At 70.6% G+C, this 15,164-nt stretch carries 14 protein-coding genes and 1 pseudogene; 7 read left to right on the top strand and 8 right to left on the bottom strand.

The features are described 5' to 3' along the window. Positions 1 to 8: 8 nt before the first annotated feature. Positions 9 to 1,790: a M14 family metallopeptidase gene (locus EIM47_RS09845; protein ID WP_240626209.1), complete on the bottom strand. Its 1,782-nt coding sequence runs from the start codon at positions 1,788 to 1,790 to the stop codon at positions 9 to 11. 126 nt (positions 1,791 to 1,916) lie between these two features. Here EIM47_RS09845 and EIM47_RS09840 point away from each other — a divergent pair, with 126 nt between their 5' ends. From EIM47_RS09840 to EIM47_RS15950, 4 genes and pseudogenes are all read left to right on the top strand, one after another. Beyond that, a complete protein-coding gene (locus EIM47_RS09840) occupies positions 1,917 to 3,536 on the top strand; it encodes an oligopeptide:H+ symporter (protein ID WP_125076794.1) in 1,620 nt (539 codons plus the stop codon). Positions 3,537 to 3,542: 6 nt separating this feature from the next. Further along, positions 3,543 to 4,160 (top strand): rhomboid family intramembrane serine protease, encoded by a 618-nt coding sequence (locus tag EIM47_RS09835; RefSeq protein WP_125076793.1) that lies wholly within the window; start codon positions 3,543 to 3,545, stop codon positions 4,158 to 4,160. A gap of 20 nt (positions 4,161 to 4,180) precedes the next feature. Then, a pseudogene (locus EIM47_RS15955) lies at positions 4,181 to 4,648 on the top strand (histone H1-like repetitive region-containing protein); the annotation flags it as partial. Positions 4,649 to 4,753: 105 nt separating this feature from the next. After that, a complete protein-coding gene (locus EIM47_RS15950; RefSeq protein ID WP_125111826.1) occupies positions 4,754 to 4,990 on the top strand; it encodes a hypothetical protein in 237 nt (78 codons plus the stop codon). A 20-nt stretch (positions 4,991 to 5,010) separates the two neighbouring features. Here the strand turns inward: EIM47_RS15950 and EIM47_RS09825 are convergent, their stop codons facing one another. Next, on the bottom strand, positions 5,011 to 5,232 hold the full coding sequence (locus EIM47_RS09825; protein ID WP_125076791.1) for a hypothetical protein: 222 nt from the start codon (positions 5,230 to 5,232) through the stop codon (positions 5,011 to 5,013). A gap of 132 nt (positions 5,233 to 5,364) precedes the next feature. Here EIM47_RS09825 and EIM47_RS09820 point away from each other — a divergent pair, with 132 nt between their 5' ends. The 3 genes from EIM47_RS09820 to cfa are packed head-to-tail and all read left to right on the top strand — an operon-like array spanning position 5,365 to position 7,651. Next, the gene (locus tag EIM47_RS09820; RefSeq protein WP_019397938.1) at positions 5,365 to 5,658 is read left to right on the top strand and encodes a GNAT family N-acetyltransferase; all 294 of its coding nucleotides are present in this window, start codon (positions 5,365 to 5,367) and stop codon (positions 5,656 to 5,658) included. Positions 5,659 to 5,694: 36 nt separating this feature from the next. Continuing rightward, positions 5,695 to 6,519, top strand: a complete 825-nt coding sequence (locus EIM47_RS09815; protein WP_028914948.1) for a DUF3298 and DUF4163 domain-containing protein — start codon at positions 5,695 to 5,697, stop codon at positions 6,517 to 6,519. A gap of 10 nt (positions 6,520 to 6,529) precedes the next feature. Further along, positions 6,530 to 7,651 (top strand): cyclopropane fatty acyl phospholipid synthase, encoded by a 1,122-nt coding sequence (gene cfa, locus EIM47_RS09810; RefSeq protein WP_125076790.1) that lies wholly within the window; start codon positions 6,530 to 6,532, stop codon positions 7,649 to 7,651. A gap of 157 nt (positions 7,652 to 7,808) precedes the next feature. Here cfa and EIM47_RS09805 read toward each other — a convergent pair whose 3' ends face one another. The 6 genes from EIM47_RS09805 to EIM47_RS09780 form a co-directional block, all read right to left on the bottom strand. Beyond that, positions 7,809 to 9,992, bottom strand: coding sequence for a M3 family metallopeptidase (locus EIM47_RS09805; protein WP_125076789.1), 2,184 nt, complete (start codon positions 9,990 to 9,992; stop codon positions 7,809 to 7,811). A 159-nt stretch (positions 9,993 to 10,151) separates the two neighbouring features. After that, positions 10,152 to 10,934: a ferredoxin--NADP reductase gene (locus EIM47_RS09800; protein ID WP_019399957.1), complete on the bottom strand. Its 783-nt coding sequence runs from the start codon at positions 10,932 to 10,934 to the stop codon at positions 10,152 to 10,154. 119 nt (positions 10,935 to 11,053) lie between these two features. Then, complete coding sequence (locus EIM47_RS09795; RefSeq protein WP_125076788.1) at positions 11,054 to 12,232, bottom strand: PQQ-dependent sugar dehydrogenase; 1,179 nt, start codon at positions 12,230 to 12,232, stop codon at positions 11,054 to 11,056. Positions 12,233 to 12,257: 25 nt separating this feature from the next. Then, a complete protein-coding gene (locus EIM47_RS09790; protein WP_125076787.1) occupies positions 12,258 to 14,138 on the bottom strand; it encodes an ABC transporter ATP-binding protein in 1,881 nt (626 codons plus the stop codon). Positions 14,139 to 14,285: 147 nt separating this feature from the next. Next, entirely contained in the window at positions 14,286 to 14,723 is a 438-nt protein-coding gene (locus tag EIM47_RS09785) for a cytochrome c (RefSeq protein WP_125076786.1), read from the bottom strand. Positions 14,724 to 14,737: 14 nt separating this feature from the next. Beyond that, positions 14,738 to 15,115, bottom strand: coding sequence for a cytochrome c (locus EIM47_RS09780; RefSeq protein WP_125076785.1), 378 nt, complete (start codon positions 15,113 to 15,115; stop codon positions 14,738 to 14,740). Positions 15,116 to 15,164 lie beyond the last annotated feature (49 nt).

The following is a 15,164-nucleotide window of genomic DNA, read 5'->3' as shown; positions in this document are numbered from 1 at the left end:
GCAGGCGTTCAGCGCAGTGGCTGCTCCAGCCGCAGCACCGGGTACAGGCCGTAGCGTTCGTCCCAGGCCGGGTGCCGGCGGTAGAAGAACTCCAGGCGCGCGGCCGGGTCGGCGGCGAATTCCGGGTCGGAGGCCAGGCGCGACTCGAACTGGCGCCGCAGCGCCGGGTCGCGCAGCATCTCGCGCGCGACCTGCTCGGCCACGTAGTCCTCCATGTACTCCTTGCGCTCGAAGGCGTTGTTGAACGCGCCCCAGGCGGCCAGCGAGTCCGGCGCCTGCGGTTCGAGCATGGCCAGCACCAGGCGCGCCAGCGGCTGGGCCGCGGGCACGTACAGGCTGCCGGCGGGGACGTCGTGGCGCTCATCCTGCCAGCGGCCCTGCAGCTCGACCCGCTGGTGGCCTTCGGAGGAATGCGCGGCGAAGGTGATGGACTCGGCGCGGAAGGCCCGCACCGGCAGCGCCGGGCGCGGCGCGTCCAGGCGCCGGTACTGCACGCCGTGGATGTCCAGCAGCGGCTGCACCCGCGCTGCCCAGGCCGGCGGCACCAGGTAGCCGCCGGCGGGGACGGTTGCCTCCAGGGTGGGCACCACCTGGTCGCGCAGCGGCAGCTTCCAGACCTGCGGCGTGGTCTCGTCGTAGCGGGTCATCAGCGCGCCGGACACTTCCGAGGGCGTGCGGGTGTAGGCGTAGCCGCGGAAGTCGATGGTGCGGGCCTGGTCGGTGGTATCCCAGGCCAGCGCCTCGCTGCGCCCGGCCAGCCGCGCGGCGCGGGCATCGGCGGCCTCGGCCAGGGCGCGCCAGCGGGCGCCGTGCCTGGCCATCTGCTCCAGCACCGAGACCACCGCGTTGCGGGTGGTGCGCACGCGCTCGGGATAGGTGCGCCAGGAATGCGTCTCCACCAGCATGCCGAAGCGGTTGCGCAGCAGGAAGTAGCCGTGCGAGAAGCGCGGCGGCGAGACGTCGTCGGCGAAGCCGGAGGCCGGGTCGTCCTCGACGATGAAGGACGGGTAGAAGTCCAGCGGCAGCGAGCCGGCGCGGGCGAGGTCGGCGATCACCCCGTCCCGCCACTGGCGGCCGGCCTGGCGCAGGGCCTCGTCGCCGGCATGCACCGGCTCGACCTGGACCGACACGTCGTGCTCGAACTGGGCGCCGTCGGTGGCGTGCAGGTCGACCATCGCCAGCGGGTCCCACTGCCGCACCAGGGCCAGCATGGCCTGCATCTCCGGCGAGTCGGCCTTGAGGTAGTCGCGGTTGAGGTTGTAGCCCTGGGCCGTGGTGCGCCAGCCCATCTCCTCCGGGCCGCGCTGGTTGGGGCGGTTCCAGGCGCCGAAGCGCTCGTGGCCGTCGACGTTGAACACCGGCACGAACAGCCAGACCACCTTGTCCAGCACGCCCGGGGCGGCCTTGCCTTCCAGGATCTCGCGCAGGGCCAGGAAGCCGGCGTCCTTGCCGTCGATCTCGCCGGCGTGGATGCCGCCCTGGACAAGCACCACCGGCAGTTTGCGGCGGCGCGCCTGCTCCGGCTCGAACGCGCCGGTGGCGGTGACCACCAGCAGCTGCATGGGCCGGCCCTCGGGCGTGGTGCCGAAGCTCAGCGCGCGCACCTTGTCCGGCCAGCGCGCCTGGAAGGCGGCGGCCAGCGCCGGGACTTCGTCGTAGCGGCCGGTGCGCTGGAAGCCGGAGCGCTCGGCCACGGTGGACAGCGGATCGGCGGAAGCGGGGGCGGGGAGCGGCAGGGCGCAGGCCGCGACCAGCAGCCAGGCCGGAGGGAGGCGGAAACGGAACGACATCGGCGGTACCAGGGGCGAAAACGGCCATGATGCCAGCGCCGCCGGCGGGCGGCAGCCATGGCTGGCGGCGGTACCGGCGCGGGGCCGGGATCGGGTACCCTCAGTTTCTTTTGCGACGGACCCGGGATGAGCACCACCACCGCCGGCCAGGGGCGCATGCCCCGCCAGATCGCCTACATCATCGGCAACGAGGCGTGCGAGCGCTTCAGCTTCTACGGCATGCGCAACATCCTGGTGCCGTTCCTGATCAGCTCGGCGCTGCTGGGATACCTGCCGGCCGGACCGGAGCGCGACGGCGCGGCCAAGGACATCTTCCACATGTTCGTGATCGGCGTGTACTTCTTCCCGTTGCTGGGGGGATGGCTGGCCGACCGCTTCTTCGGCAAGTACCACACGATCCTGTGGTTCTCGCTGGTCTATTGCGCCGGCCACGCCTGCCTGGCGCTGTTCGAGAACAACGCCACCGGCTTCTACACCGGCCTGTTCCTGATCGCGCTCGGCTCCGGCGGCATCAAGCCGCTGGTGGTGAGCTTCTGCGGCGACCAGTTCGACCAGGGCAACAAGGACAAGGCCAAGGTCGTCTTCGACGCGTTCTACTGGATCATCAACTTCGGCTCGTTCTTCGCCTCGTTGCTGTCGCCGCTGTTCCTGCGCCACTTCGGCCCGGCGGTGGCGTTCGGCATCCCTGGCGCGCTGATGTTCGTCGCCACCTTCGTGTTCTGGCTGGGGCGCCGGCGCTACGTCAACGTGCCGGCGGCCGGGCGCGACCCGCATGCGTTCTTCGAGGTGGTCAAGACCGCGCTGCGCGCGCGCCGGCCCGGCCAGGGCCGCCCGGGGCTGTTCGTGGCGCTGGCCGGCGTGGCCGTGGCGGCGGCGATGCTGCTGCTGTGGGCGCTGTCGGCCACCACCGGGCTGCGCGCCTGGCCGGCCGGCTTCAACTTCGTCATCACCGCCTGCCTGGCGCTGGGCGTGGTGATCGCGCTGGGCGGCTGGGGCGCCTCGCTGCAGCTGGAGCGCGCCCGCGGGGTGCATCCGGACCTGGCGGTGGACGGCGTGCGCGCGGTGCTGCGCATCATCATCGTGTTCGCGCTGGTCACCCCGTTCTGGTCGCTGTTCGACCAGAAGGCCTCGACCTGGATCATCCAGGGCCGGGAGATGGTGATCCCGCACGACGCCCCGTGGTGGCCCAGCTGGCTGGTGCAGGACGCGGCGCAGATGCAGGCGCTGAACCCGATGCTGGTGATGCTGCTGATCCCGTTCAACAACCTGGTGCTGTTCCCGCTGCTGGAGCGGCTGGGCTTCCGGATCACGCCGCTGCGCAAGATGGGCTGGGGCATCGCAATCTCCGGCGCGTCCTGGATCGTGGCCGCCGTGCTGCAGCTGCAGATCGACGGCGGCGCCCCGGTCTCGCTGGCGTGGCAGGGCCTGCCCTACCTGTTGCTGACCTTCGGCGAGATCCTGGTCTCGGCCACCGCGCTGGAATTCGCCTACAGCCAGGCGCCGCACGCGATGAAGGGCGTGATCATGGCCTTCTGGTACCTGACCAGCACCTTCGGCAGCCTGTGGGTGCTGCTGACCAACGCGGCGGTGCGCAACGAGGCGGTGATCGGCCGCATCGCCGGCACCGGGCTGAGCGAGAACGCGTTCCTGATGTTCTTCTTCGCCGGCTTCGCCTTCCTCGCCGCGCTGGCGTTCGCCGCCTACGCCCGCCGCTATCCGATGCAGGACAACTACCGCAAGGCCTGAGCAAGCATGCAATCCCTCGTGACCCTGGCCCTGATTGCCGTCACCGTGCTGGTGTCCTGGCGGGCATTCAACGACCGCCGCGTGGTCGACCGCCTGATCCTGTGGCCGCCGGCCATCGCCCGCCAGCGCGAATACTGGCGGCTGCTGACCCACGGCTTCCTGCACGCGGACTTCCCCCACCTGCTGTTCAACATGGTCACGCTGTTCTTCTTCGGGCGCCTGATCGAGCGCCTGATGCTGCAGCTGACCGGCAGTCCGCTGACCTTCCTGCTGTTCTACCTGTCGGCCATCGTGGTGGCGATCCTGCCCAGCTACCTGAAGAACCAGGACAACCCGCGCTACTTCAGCCTGGGCGCATCGGGCGCGGTGTCGGCGGTGTTGTTCGCCTTCATCATGGTCTCGCCGTGGTCGCTGATCTTCGTGTTCTTCATCCCGATGCCGGCGGTGCTGTACGCGCTGTTCTACGTCGGCTACAGCATCTGGATGGACCGCCGCGGCGGCGACAACATCAACCACAGCGCGCACCTGGCCGGTGCCGCCTACGGCGTACTGTTCATGGTGGCGATGGAGCCGCAGGTGCTGCAGGTGTTCTGGGAGCAGCTGGTCAACCCGCGCTTCCGCTGAGCGGGGATCACCTGGCCTGAATGCCGGGCATGCCAGCCTCGCGGGGCGACCCAGCGACGGAGGCACCCATGGCGACACGAAAGGCTCCCGCGCGCCGCGCGGCTGGTTCCGCCGGGAAGAAGGCGGCGTCGGGCACCAAGTCCGGCGCGAGCGCGGCGAAGAAGACCGCGGCGCGCAGGAGCGCCGCCGGCACGACCGCCGCGAAGAGGACGGTGGCCAGGAAAGCCACCGCCAGGAAAGCCACGGCCAAGAAGGCAACGGCGAAGAAGGCAACGGCCAAGAAGGCAACGGCCAAGAAGGCCGTCGCCGGGAAGTCGACTGCCCGTAAGGCGCCGGCAAGGACGTCCGCGCGCAAGACCGTCGCCGGGAAGGCGCCAGCGCGCAAGGCGGCAGCCAGGAAGAGCGCCACGAAGAAGGCCACGGCCAGGAAGACTGCGACGAAGAAGGCCCCGACGAGGAAGGTAGCCACGAAGAAGGTGGCTGCGAAGAAGGGCGCGGCCAGGAAGTCCACCGCTGCCCGCGCCGCGAAGACGCCACGCAGGGCGGCGGGCGGCGCCCGGCGGCGCCCGCGCAGGCTCACGCCCGAAGAGGCCTTGCAGCGCACGCACGAGTTGCTCGAGGCACACAACGAGCAGGCGCGCCAGGTGCCTGCCTGGCGCCTGCTGGACGGCCAGCAGGCCAGCGGCGGGAGCACGGTCACGGCGGAGGCCTCGCCCGACGTGGCGGGCAAGCAGCAGGAGCTGCACCAGGGCGAGATCCGCGCGCGGGCGACCCAGGGCAGCGCCAGCACCCACGACCGCCGCAACCAGCGCCGCCGCGACCAGCGCTGATCCCGGCGCCCGCCGCCTGTTCAGGCGGCGGGCGAGGGTTCCGGGCTGGCCGGTGGCTCGTCGCTGTAGGCCGCCTCGAGCCGGCGGTAGACATCCGAAGCCAGGCGGCTGCACTCGGAGGTTTCGGTGCGGCCGTCCACGGCCATCTGGTAGAGGCCTTCCAGCAGGGAGGCCTCGGCCTGGTCCCATTGCTGCTGTTGTTGCGGCGACCTCGCGTCGCCCGGTGGCTGCGGTATGCCCATGAGCCGTCTGTTTTGCGGCCGTCTTCACATGGCTGAATCAAACCTCAGCACGGTTGCGCTTGCAAGTCCGGCCCTCACGCGGGTTTGTCGCCGCCTGCGGAGAATGGCGCGCGCCGACAACAGGGGGTGCCGATGAACATCCAGTCCGCGACTCCTTCCGTGCGCCACGACCCGGCCACGCGCCGGTTCCTGGCCGAAGCCGACGGCGAACAGGCCGAACTGTCCTACCGGCTGGAGGGCGGGTTGATGCTGATCGACCACACGCTGGTGCCGCAGGCCATCGGCGGCAGGGGAATCGCCGGGGAGCTGGTCCGCACCGCCTTCGAGCACGCGCGCCAGGCGGGCTTGCGCGTCGTTCCCGCCTGTCCGTACGCCGCGACCTGGGTTACCCGGCACCCCGAGTTCGCCGACACCCTTGCCGGTTGAAGGCGCGCGCCGGCGGCGCCCGCCAAGGAAACATGCATGAGCCGCATCCGGACCTGGACCGTCCTGTCCCTCCTGATCCTGCCCCTGGCCGCCTGCCGCGACGACTCCGCGCCGGCCCCCGCCGCGCCGGCGGAGGACGTGGTCGCCCCCGATGCAGCCGGTGCGGCCCCGGCTGCGCCGGTGCGGCTGGAGGACGTGATCGAGCGCGACCCGCGCTACATGGTGGGCATCAGCTATCCGCCCGGGATGGAGGCCTATCCGGGACTGGCGGCCGCCCTGCAGGCCTATGCACAGCAGGCACGCGAGGAGCTGATGCAGGCGGTGGAGGCACTGGACGCACCGCCGGCGGCACCGTACGACCTGTCCCTGGGCTTCCGCCTGCTGATGCAGAGCCCGCAGCTTGTTGCGGTGGCCGCCGACGGCAGCGTCTACACCGGCGGCGCCCACGGCCAGCCGCTGGTGGCGCGCTTCGTGTGGTTGCCCGGGCGCGGCGAGATGCTGACCGCCGAGCGCCTGGTCCCCTCGGCGGAAGGGTGGCAGGTGGTGGCGCGCCAGGTGGCCGAGCAGCTGGCCGCGTCCGCCCAGGTACGCGCGATCGACGGGGCGCTGAGCCCGCAGGAGCGCAAGAGCCTGCTGGATTCGGCGCTGCGGATGATCGACGAGGGGACCGGGCCGGATCCGGCCAACTTCGCCCAGTTCGAGCCGGTGCCGGCCCCCGACGGGCGGATCGCGGCCTTGCGCTTCGTGTTCCCGCCCTACCAGGTCGGCCCCTACGCGGACGGGGTACAGTACGCCCAGGTGCCGGCCGCGACGCTGCTGCCCTACGTGGCCGGGGAGTACCAGGCACTGTTCGTGCAGTAGGAGGACGCTGATGGGGGCGGGATCCCTTGCCAGGCGTCGGGTCGAAGCGTTGCTTGCCGAAGCGGACGTCAGGATCGGCGGGGATCGCGAATGGGACCTGCAGCCACGTGACGAGCGGTTGTGGACGCGCCTGCTGGCGCAGGGCTCGCTGGGACTGGGCGAGTCTTACATGGACGGCTGGTGGGACACCGGCTCGCTGGACGGCCTGCTGCTGCGCCTGATCCAGGCGCGGCTGGGGGAGAAGGTACGCGGCCTGGCCGAATTGCGCGACGTGCTGGTCGCGCGCCTGAGCAATCCGCAGACCCGCAGCCGCAGCGGCGAGGTGGGGCGTCGCCACTACGACCTGGGCAACGACCTGTACGCGGCCATGCTCGGCAAGCGCCTGGTCTACAGCTGCGGCTACTGGCGCGACGCCGCCGACCTGGACGCCGCCCAGGAAGCCAAGCTGGACCTGGTCTGCCGCAAGCTGCGGCTGCAGCCGGGCATGCGCGTGCTGGACATCGGCTGCGGCTGGGGCGAGGCGCTGAAGTTCGCGGCCGAGCGCTACGGCGTGTCCGGGGTAGGGGTGACCATCTCCGCCGAGCAGGCCGCCTACGCGCAACGCCTGTGCGCCGGCCTGCCGATCGAGATCCGCCTGCAGGACTACCGTGACGTGGACGAGCGCTTCGACGCGGTGTTCTCGATCGGCATGTTCGAGCACGTGGGCGTGCGCAACTACCGCGCCTACTTCGAGGTGGTGCGGCGCTGCCTGCCGCCGCACGGGCTGTTCCTGCTGCACAGCATCGGCAGCAACGTCTCGCGCAACCGCACCGACCCGTGGATCGCGCGCTACATCTTCCCCAACTCGATGCTGCCCTCGGCCGCGCAGGTCACCCGCGCCAGCGAGGGCCTGTTCGTGATCGAGGACTGGCACAACTTCGGCACCGACTACGACCGCACCCTGCAGGCCTGGCGCGCCAACGTCGAGGCCGCCTGGGAGCGGCTGGACCCGCGCTACGACGAGCGCTTCCGGCGCATGTGGCGGTTCTACCTGGCCGGCTCCATGGCCACCTTCCGCGCGCGCCAGGCGCAGCTGTGGCAGGTGCTGATGTCGCCGGAGGGCGTGCCGGGGGGACTGGCGGTGCCGCGCTGAGGGTTGGCGAAATTTTCGCCAACCCTCTTGACAGCCTTGCCGTTGCTGGCGCGCCGGCGATTATCCACAGCTTCGTTCAAGCTTCATCCACACCGCTTGTGGAAAACCGCGGCGGCCGGGACGAAGACGCCACCCGGAGGTGGCGCCTGCGTGGCCTTCAGCGGCCGGCCTGGTCCAGGCCGCGCTTCTTGAGCAGCGGTTCGATCCGCGGCTCGTGCCCGGCGAAGTCGGCGAACAGGTCCAGCGCGTCGCGGGTGCCGCCGCGCGACAGCAGGGTGGCGCGGAAGTGGTCGCCGTTCTCGCGCTTCAGGCCGCCGTGCTGGCGCATCCACTCCTGGGTGTTGGCGTCCAGCACCTCGGACCAGATGTAGGCGTAGTAGCCGGCCGAATAGCCGCCCATGATGTGGCTGAAGTACGGCGTGCGGTAGCGCGGCGGCACCGGCGCGTAGGCGATGCCGTCGGCGGCCAGGGCGTCGGCCTCGAACTTCATCACCCCGTCGGCCTCCGGCAGCTGGTCGGCGCCGACCTGGTGCCAGCGCTGGTCGAGCATGGCCGCGCCCAGGTACTCGGTGGTGGCGAAGCCCTGGTTGAAGGTGGCCGTGGCCTGGACCTTCTCCAGCAGCTCGCGCGGCATCGGCTCGCCGGTCTCGTGGTGCCTGGCGTAGTTGGCCAGCACCGACGGCCAGTCGGCCCACATCTCGTTGACCTGCGAGGGGAACTCGACGAAGTCGCGCGGCACGGCGGTGCCGCCGAAGTACGGGTAGGTCACGTCCGAGAACATGCCGTGCAGGGCATGGCCGAACTCGTGGAACATGGTGGTGACCTCGTCCCAGGTCAGCAGGGTCGGGCCACTGGCCGGCTTGGGGATGTTGAGGTGGTTGGCCACCACCGGCCGGGTGCCGCGCAGCTTCGACTGGCCGACGTAGGAGTTCATCCAGGCACCGCCACGCTTGGAGGCGCGCGCGTACGGGTCGAAGATGAAGATCGCCAGCTGGCTGCCGTCGGCGTCGAACACGTCGTACACCCAGGTGTCCGGGTGGTACTTGGGCAGGTCGGTGCGCTCCTTGAAGCTGATGCCGTACAGCTGGTTGGCGGCGAAGAACACGCCGTTCTCCAGCACGCTCTTCATCTCGAAGTAGGGCTTGAGCTGCGATTCGTCGAAGTCGTAGGTGGCCTTGCGCACCTTCTCGGTGTAGTAGGCCCAGTCCCAGGCCTCGAGCCTGAAGCCCGGCTCGCCCTTGGCCGCCTGCTCGCGGTCGATCATCTTCTGCAGCTCGGCGGCCTCGCGCCTGGCGTTGGCGACCGCGGCCGGGGCCAGCTTGCCCAGCATCTCGTTCACCGCTTGCGGGGTCTTGGCGGTGGCCTGCTCCAGCGCGAACGCGGCGTGGTTCGGGTAGCCGAGCAGGGCGGCGCGCTCGGCGCGCAGCTTCATCACCCGGGCGACGATGGCGGTGTTGTCGAACTCGTTGCCGCGCGCGCCGCGGTTGACCGAGGCCTCGTGGATGCGGCGGCGGGACTCGCGGTTCTCCAGGTAGCTCAGCGGCGGCTGGCCGGTGGTGTTGAGCAGGGTCACCACGTACTTGCCTTCCAGGCCGCGCTTCTTCGCCTCCTCGGCGGCGGCGGCGATCTGGGCCCCGGTCGAGCCGGCCAGCTCGTCGGCGCTGTCGAACACCACGGCGGAGGCGTTGACCTCGTTGAGCACGTTCTGGTCGAACTGGGTGCCCAGCTTGGCCAGCTCGGCGTTCATCTCCTTCAGGCGCGCCTTGTCGGCGTCGGACAGGTTGGCGCCGGCGCGGACGAAGTCGGTGTAGTAGCGCTCGACCAGGCGCAGCGCCTCGGCGTCCAGGCCCAGGCCCTCGCGCTGCTCGTACAGGGCCTTGATCCGGGCGAACAGGGCACCGTTGAGCATGATCGCGTCGCGGTGCGCGGCGAACCCCGGCGAGTACTCGGCCTGGATCGCCTTGCGCGCGTCGTTGGTGTCGGTGCCGACCAGGTTGAAGAACACGGCGCGGGCGCGGTCCAGCACCTGGCCGCTGTTCTCCAGGGCGACGATGGTGTTCTCGAAGGTCGGCGGCTCGCCGTTGGAGGCGATCGCCTCGATCTCCTCCAGCTGCTCGGCCATGCCGAAGTCGAAGGCCGGGCCGAAGTGCTCGTCCTTGATCTGGTCGAAGCGCGGGTACTGCAGGGGCAGGTCGCTTGCGGCCAGGAACGGGTTGCCCTGGAGGGCCTCGGCGGAGGCGGTCCCGGTGCTACCGGGCGCGGGGCCCTCGGTGCTGGTGCAGGCGGTGATGCCCAGTCCAAGGGCGGCGGCAAGTGCCAGGGAGAGGCCGGTTTTCTTCATGCAAAGCAGTTCCTGGGGAAACAAACCCTGCAAGGTTACCCCAGCCTGCCGGGGGAGGGGGCATGACCAAAGGCATGCGACGAGTACCGGCGGCGGCACCGGGCGCGCGGCGCCTGCCGGGACATGGCATCCCGGCGGGCCGCGCGCAAGGGCTCGGGCTTACTTCTCGACGAAGGCGCGCTCGAACACGTACTGCCCCGGGCTGCCGATGCGCGGGGAGGCGGTGAAGCCACGGCTGTCCAGCAGGGCGCGGAAGTCGGCCAGCATCTGCGGGCTGCCGCAGATCATGGCGCGGTCGTGCTCCGGGTCCAGCGGCTCCAGGCCAAGGGTGCGCATCATCTCGCCGCTGGCCATCAGGTCGGTCAGGCGACCGCGGTTCGGGAACTCCTCGCGCGAGACCGCCGGGTAGTACACCAGCTTGTCGCGGATGATCTCGCCCAGGATCTCGTGGTTGGGCAGTTCCTTCTCGAAGTAGTCGCGGTAGGCCAGGTCCTGCACGTGGCGCACGCCGTGGCACAGCACCACGCGCTCGAAGCGTTCGTAGGTCTCCGGGTCCTTGATCACCGACAGCCACGGCGCCAGGCCGGTGCCGGTGCCCAGCAGGTACAGGTTGCGCCCCGGGTGCAGGTCGCTGATCAGCAGGGTGCCGGTGGGCTTGCGCCCGATGAGGATGCTGTCGCCGGGCTTGATGTGTTGCAGGCGCGAGGTCAGCGGGCCGTCCTGCACCTTGATCGAGAAGAACTCCAGCTGTTCTTCCCAGTTGGCGCTGGCGATGGAATAGGCGCGCAGGATCGGCTTCCCGCTCTCGGTGGGCAGGCCGATCATCACGAACTGGCCGTTGTCGAAGCGGAATCCGTCGTCGCGGGTGGTGGTGAAGCTGAAGTAGGCGTCGGTCCAGTGGCGGACGTCGAGCACCGTTTCGGTGCCGTAGGCGGATGACATCGGGGAGGGATTGCCGGTTCTGGTTCGCCGCCCATTGTAGCCGACCGCCCCGTCCCGACCCTTGCGCCTGATCAAACGGCGGAACGGGGCGGCGCCAGCGGCGCCGCCCCCCGCGCGGCTCAGTCCCGCGGCGGCTCCAGTTTCAGCAGCTTGCCGTTGTCCTCGTCGGTGACCAGGTACAGGTTGCCGTCGGCGCCGGCGCGGACGTCGCGGATGCGCTCGCCCAGGTCCTGCAGCAGGCGCTCCTCGCCGACCACGCGGTCGCCGTCCAGCTGCAGCCGGATCAGGTTGCGGTGGGCCAGCGCGCCCAGGAACAGGCTGTCGTTCCATGGCTTGCCCTCGCGGCCGGTGTAGAAGGCCATGCCGGACAGGCCCGGGGAGATCTCGAACACGTGGTGCGGGGACTCGGTGCCCTCGTATTCCTTGCCGCGGGCCTCGGCGATCGGCTGGCCGGAGTAGTCGATGCCGTGGGTGGCCAGCGGCCAGCCGTAGTTGAGGCCGGGCAGGGGCAGGTTGATCTCGTCGCCGCCGCGCGGGCCGTGCTCGCTCTCCCACACCTTGCCGGTGCGCGGATCGAAGGCCAGGCCCTGCGAGTTGCGGTGGCCGTAGCTCCAGATCTCCGGGCGCGCGCCCTCGCGGCCGACGAACGGGTTGTCCTCCGGGATGCTGCCGTCCAGGCGCAGCCGCACCAGCTTGCCCTGCAGCTTGTCCAGCTGCTGTGCCATGGGCTTGAACGAGCGGTCGCCCTGGCTGATGAAGACATGGCCCTGGTCGTCGAAGGCCAGGCGCGAGCCGTAGTGGTACTCGGCGTCGACCTTGGGCTCCTGGCGGTAGATGACGGTCAGCTCGGTGAGGGTGTCGCCGTCGAGGGTGGCGTAGGCGGCGGCGGTGCCGGAGGTGCCGTTCTCGCCCGGCTCGGCGTAGGTCAGGTAGATGCGGTGGCTGGTGGCGAAGTCCGGCGCCAGGGCCACGTCCAGCAGGCCGCCCTGGCCGCGCGCGGCGACCGCCGGCACGCCCTTGACCGGCTCGGAGATGCTGCCGTCGGCGCCGATCCGGCGCAGGTTGCCGCCGCGCTCGGTGACCAGGAAGCCGCCGTCCGGCAGAGGCGCAACCGCCCACGGATGGGACAGGCCGCTGGCGACCACGCTCAGCCGCGCCTGGCCCTGCTGGCTTTCCACCACCTGCGGCTCCGCCGGCTGCGCGGCATCCGCGGCCGGTGCCGGCGCGCGGTCGCAGGCCGACAGGGTGGCGGCCAGGGCCAGGGCGAGGAGGGAGGGCAGGTGCCGGGTGTGCTGCATGCGCGACGCTCCTTGGGACAAAGCGTCAACGATAGCCGGCGGCCTGCAGCTCGAACAACTCGGCATAGCGGCCGCCGGCGGCCATCAGCTCCTCGTGGGTGCCACTGGCCTCGACCCGGCCGCCGGACAGCACCAGGATGCGGTCGGCCATGCGCACGCTGGAGAAGCGGTGCGAGATCAGCACCGCGGTGCGCCCCCGCGAGAGCTCCTTGAAGCGCTGGAACACCGCGAACTCGCTGCGCGCGTCCAGCGCCGCGGTGGGCTCGTCGAGGATCATCACCTGGGCGTCGCGCATGTAGGCGCGGGCGATGGCCAGCTTCTGCCACTGCCCGCCGGACAGGTCCACGCCGTTCTTGAAGCGGCGCCCGATCAGCTGGTCGTAGCCCAGCGGCAGGGCCTGGACCACCTCGTCGGCCATGCCGCGGCGGGCGGCGTCGCGGATGCGCTCGATGTCGTCCAGCGCCTCGATCCGGCCCACGCCGATGTTCTCGCCGGCGCTCAGGTGGTAGCGCACGAAGTCCTGGAAGATCACCCCGGTGTTGGCGCGCAGGTCGTCCAGGTCGTACTCGCGCAGGTCGCGGCCGTCGAGCAGGATCCGGCCCTCGTCCGGGTCGTACAGCCGCGCCAGCAGCTTGACCAGGGTGGTCTTGCCGGCGCCGTTCTCGCCGACCAGGGCCAGCACCTCGCCGGCGCGCAGCTCGAAGCTGAGCCCGCGCAGGGCCCAGTGTCCGGCGCCCGGGTAGCGGAAGCCCACGTCCTCGAACACGAAGCCCTCGCGGATGGGCCGGGGCACCGGCACCGCGTCCGGGCGCGAGGCGATCTCCGGCTCGATCTCGAAGAACGAGAACAGGTCGTCCAGGTAGAGGGCCTGGCCGGCGACCTGGGAAAAGCCCACCAGCAGGCCTTCCAGCAGCTGGCGCAGGCGCATGAAGCTGCCGGCCAGGAAGGTCAGGTCGCCGATGCTGAAGTCACCGCGCACCGTGCGCCAGGCGATGTAGCCGTAGGCCACGTAGTAGCCCAGGGTGCCCAGCGCGGCCAGCAGCGTGCCCCAAAGCGCACGGCGCCGGGCCAGGGCGCGGTTGGCCAGGTAGAACCGCTCCGCCAGGACCTTGTAGCGGTCGATCAGGAAGCGGTGGAGGTTGAAGATCTTGACCTCCTTGGCCGTTTCCACGCTGGCGCCGGTCTGGCGCAGGTATTCGAGCTGGCGCCGTTCCGGGGTCCACTGGAAGTTGAGCGAGTAGCCCAGTGCGTTGAAATGCGCCTCGCCGACGAACGCCGGCACCAGCGCCAGGGCCAGCAGCAGGATCAGCCACGGTGCGTAGACCAGCAGGCCCACGGCGAAGCTGACCACGGTGACCGCGTCCTGGACCTGGCCGAACAGCTGGCTCATCAGGTTCATCCGGCTCATGGTCTGGCGCCGGGCGCGGTCCAGCTTGTCCTGCAGGTCCGGGTCCTCGAAGTCCTCCAGGTCCAGGATGGCGGCGTGTTCCATCAGGCGCACGCTGCTGGCATTGGTGAACAGCTCCGACAGCAGGCCGTCGGCATAGGCGACCAGGCGTCCGGTCAGGTCCGAGCCCACGGCCACCGCCAGCTCCAGCGCCAGCAGCCACAGCAGCGGCGACAGCTGCCCCGAGCGCAGGGCATCGCCGAGCCGGTCCAGGCCCAGGCCGAGCCCGGCCAGGCGCACCACCTCGTCGATGATCAGCTTGCCGATGTAGAGCATCAGCACCGGCAGCAGCGAGCGGACCAGGCGCAGGCCCAGGCTGGTCAGGGTCAGGCCGGGGCTGGTGGCCCAGATCTGGCGCAGGAACGGTAGCAGGTTGCGCAGCGCATCGAAGCGCTCGCGCAGGCTCGGTGTCCCCTGGCCGCGCGCGGCCCCTGGCTTGGCATCAGGCTTGGCACTCATCCCCGGCATTGTGCCCCGTCCCCAGTCCGGCGGTCGTGCACGCCCAGGGGCCGCTCCGAATCCCCAATCCCGAATCCCGCCCAAGCAAAAGGCCCGCCGAAGCGGGCCTTTTGCCTGGACAAGCCGCGCAGCGGCCCAAGCAGCGGATCAATACGCCTGGCTGAGGTCCTTCAGCTGCGACGGGCGCGAACCGAAGTAGGCCGCCAGGTCGGCGATCTCCTGGTCGCTGAGGCTGGAGGCCTGCGGGGTCATCAGCGCGTGCTGGCGGGCGCCGCTGCGGTACTCCTGCAGGGCATGGGCCAGGTAGTCCGGGTACTGGCCGCCGAGCTTGGGATAGCTGGCGTCGATCGGCGCGTTGCCGTCCGGGCCGTGGCAGTCCACGCAGCTCTGGCCGGTGGCCTTGCCCTTGGCCGAGGCCAGCTGTTCGCCGATGGCGATGCGGCCCGGCGGCAGGCCCGCGGAGGAGCTGCGGGCTTCGGCCGCGGCTCCGGCTTCGGTGGAGCCGTCCCCGCCAGCGCAGGCCGAAAGGCCGAGGAGGGCGGTCAGGACGATGGCGAGACGCGGGGCGTACACGGCTTTCGACATGGGCGGCTGACTGCTCACTTGAGGGTGGAAAGGAAGGCGGCGATGTCGGCGATGTCCTGCTCAGAGAAGCTCTGGGCCTGGGCACGCATGGTCGGATGCCGGCGCTTGTTGTCGCGGTACTCGTGCAGGGCCTGGCTCAGGTACTCGGCCGACTGGCCGCCGATCTTGGGCACCTTGAAGCTCGGGTACGCATTCTTGTAGCCGGTCAGGCCGTGGCAGCCCTGGCAGGTGTAGGTCAGCTGGCGGCCGCGCTCGGCGTCGCCGGCAGGCGACCCGGCCGCGGCCTGGGCTTCCGGCTGGGCGGGTTGGGTGGACTCCTGCGCGGCAGCGCTGAAGGACAGGAAAGTGACCAGGGCAATGCAAACGGCTAGCGGCAGCGGGCGACGCATCATTCGTTAGTCCGATCGGTCTCGTTGGAGTCGGTCGTGCCGGTCTACCCCT

The organism is Pseudoxanthomonas sp. SGT-18 (assembly GCF_003931645.1).
Classification (GTDB): domain Bacteria; phylum Pseudomonadota; class Gammaproteobacteria; order Xanthomonadales; family Xanthomonadaceae; genus Pseudoxanthomonas.
The sequence above is the reverse complement of the archived record's forward strand: the minus strand, read 5'-3'. Positions and strand labels throughout refer to the sequence as shown.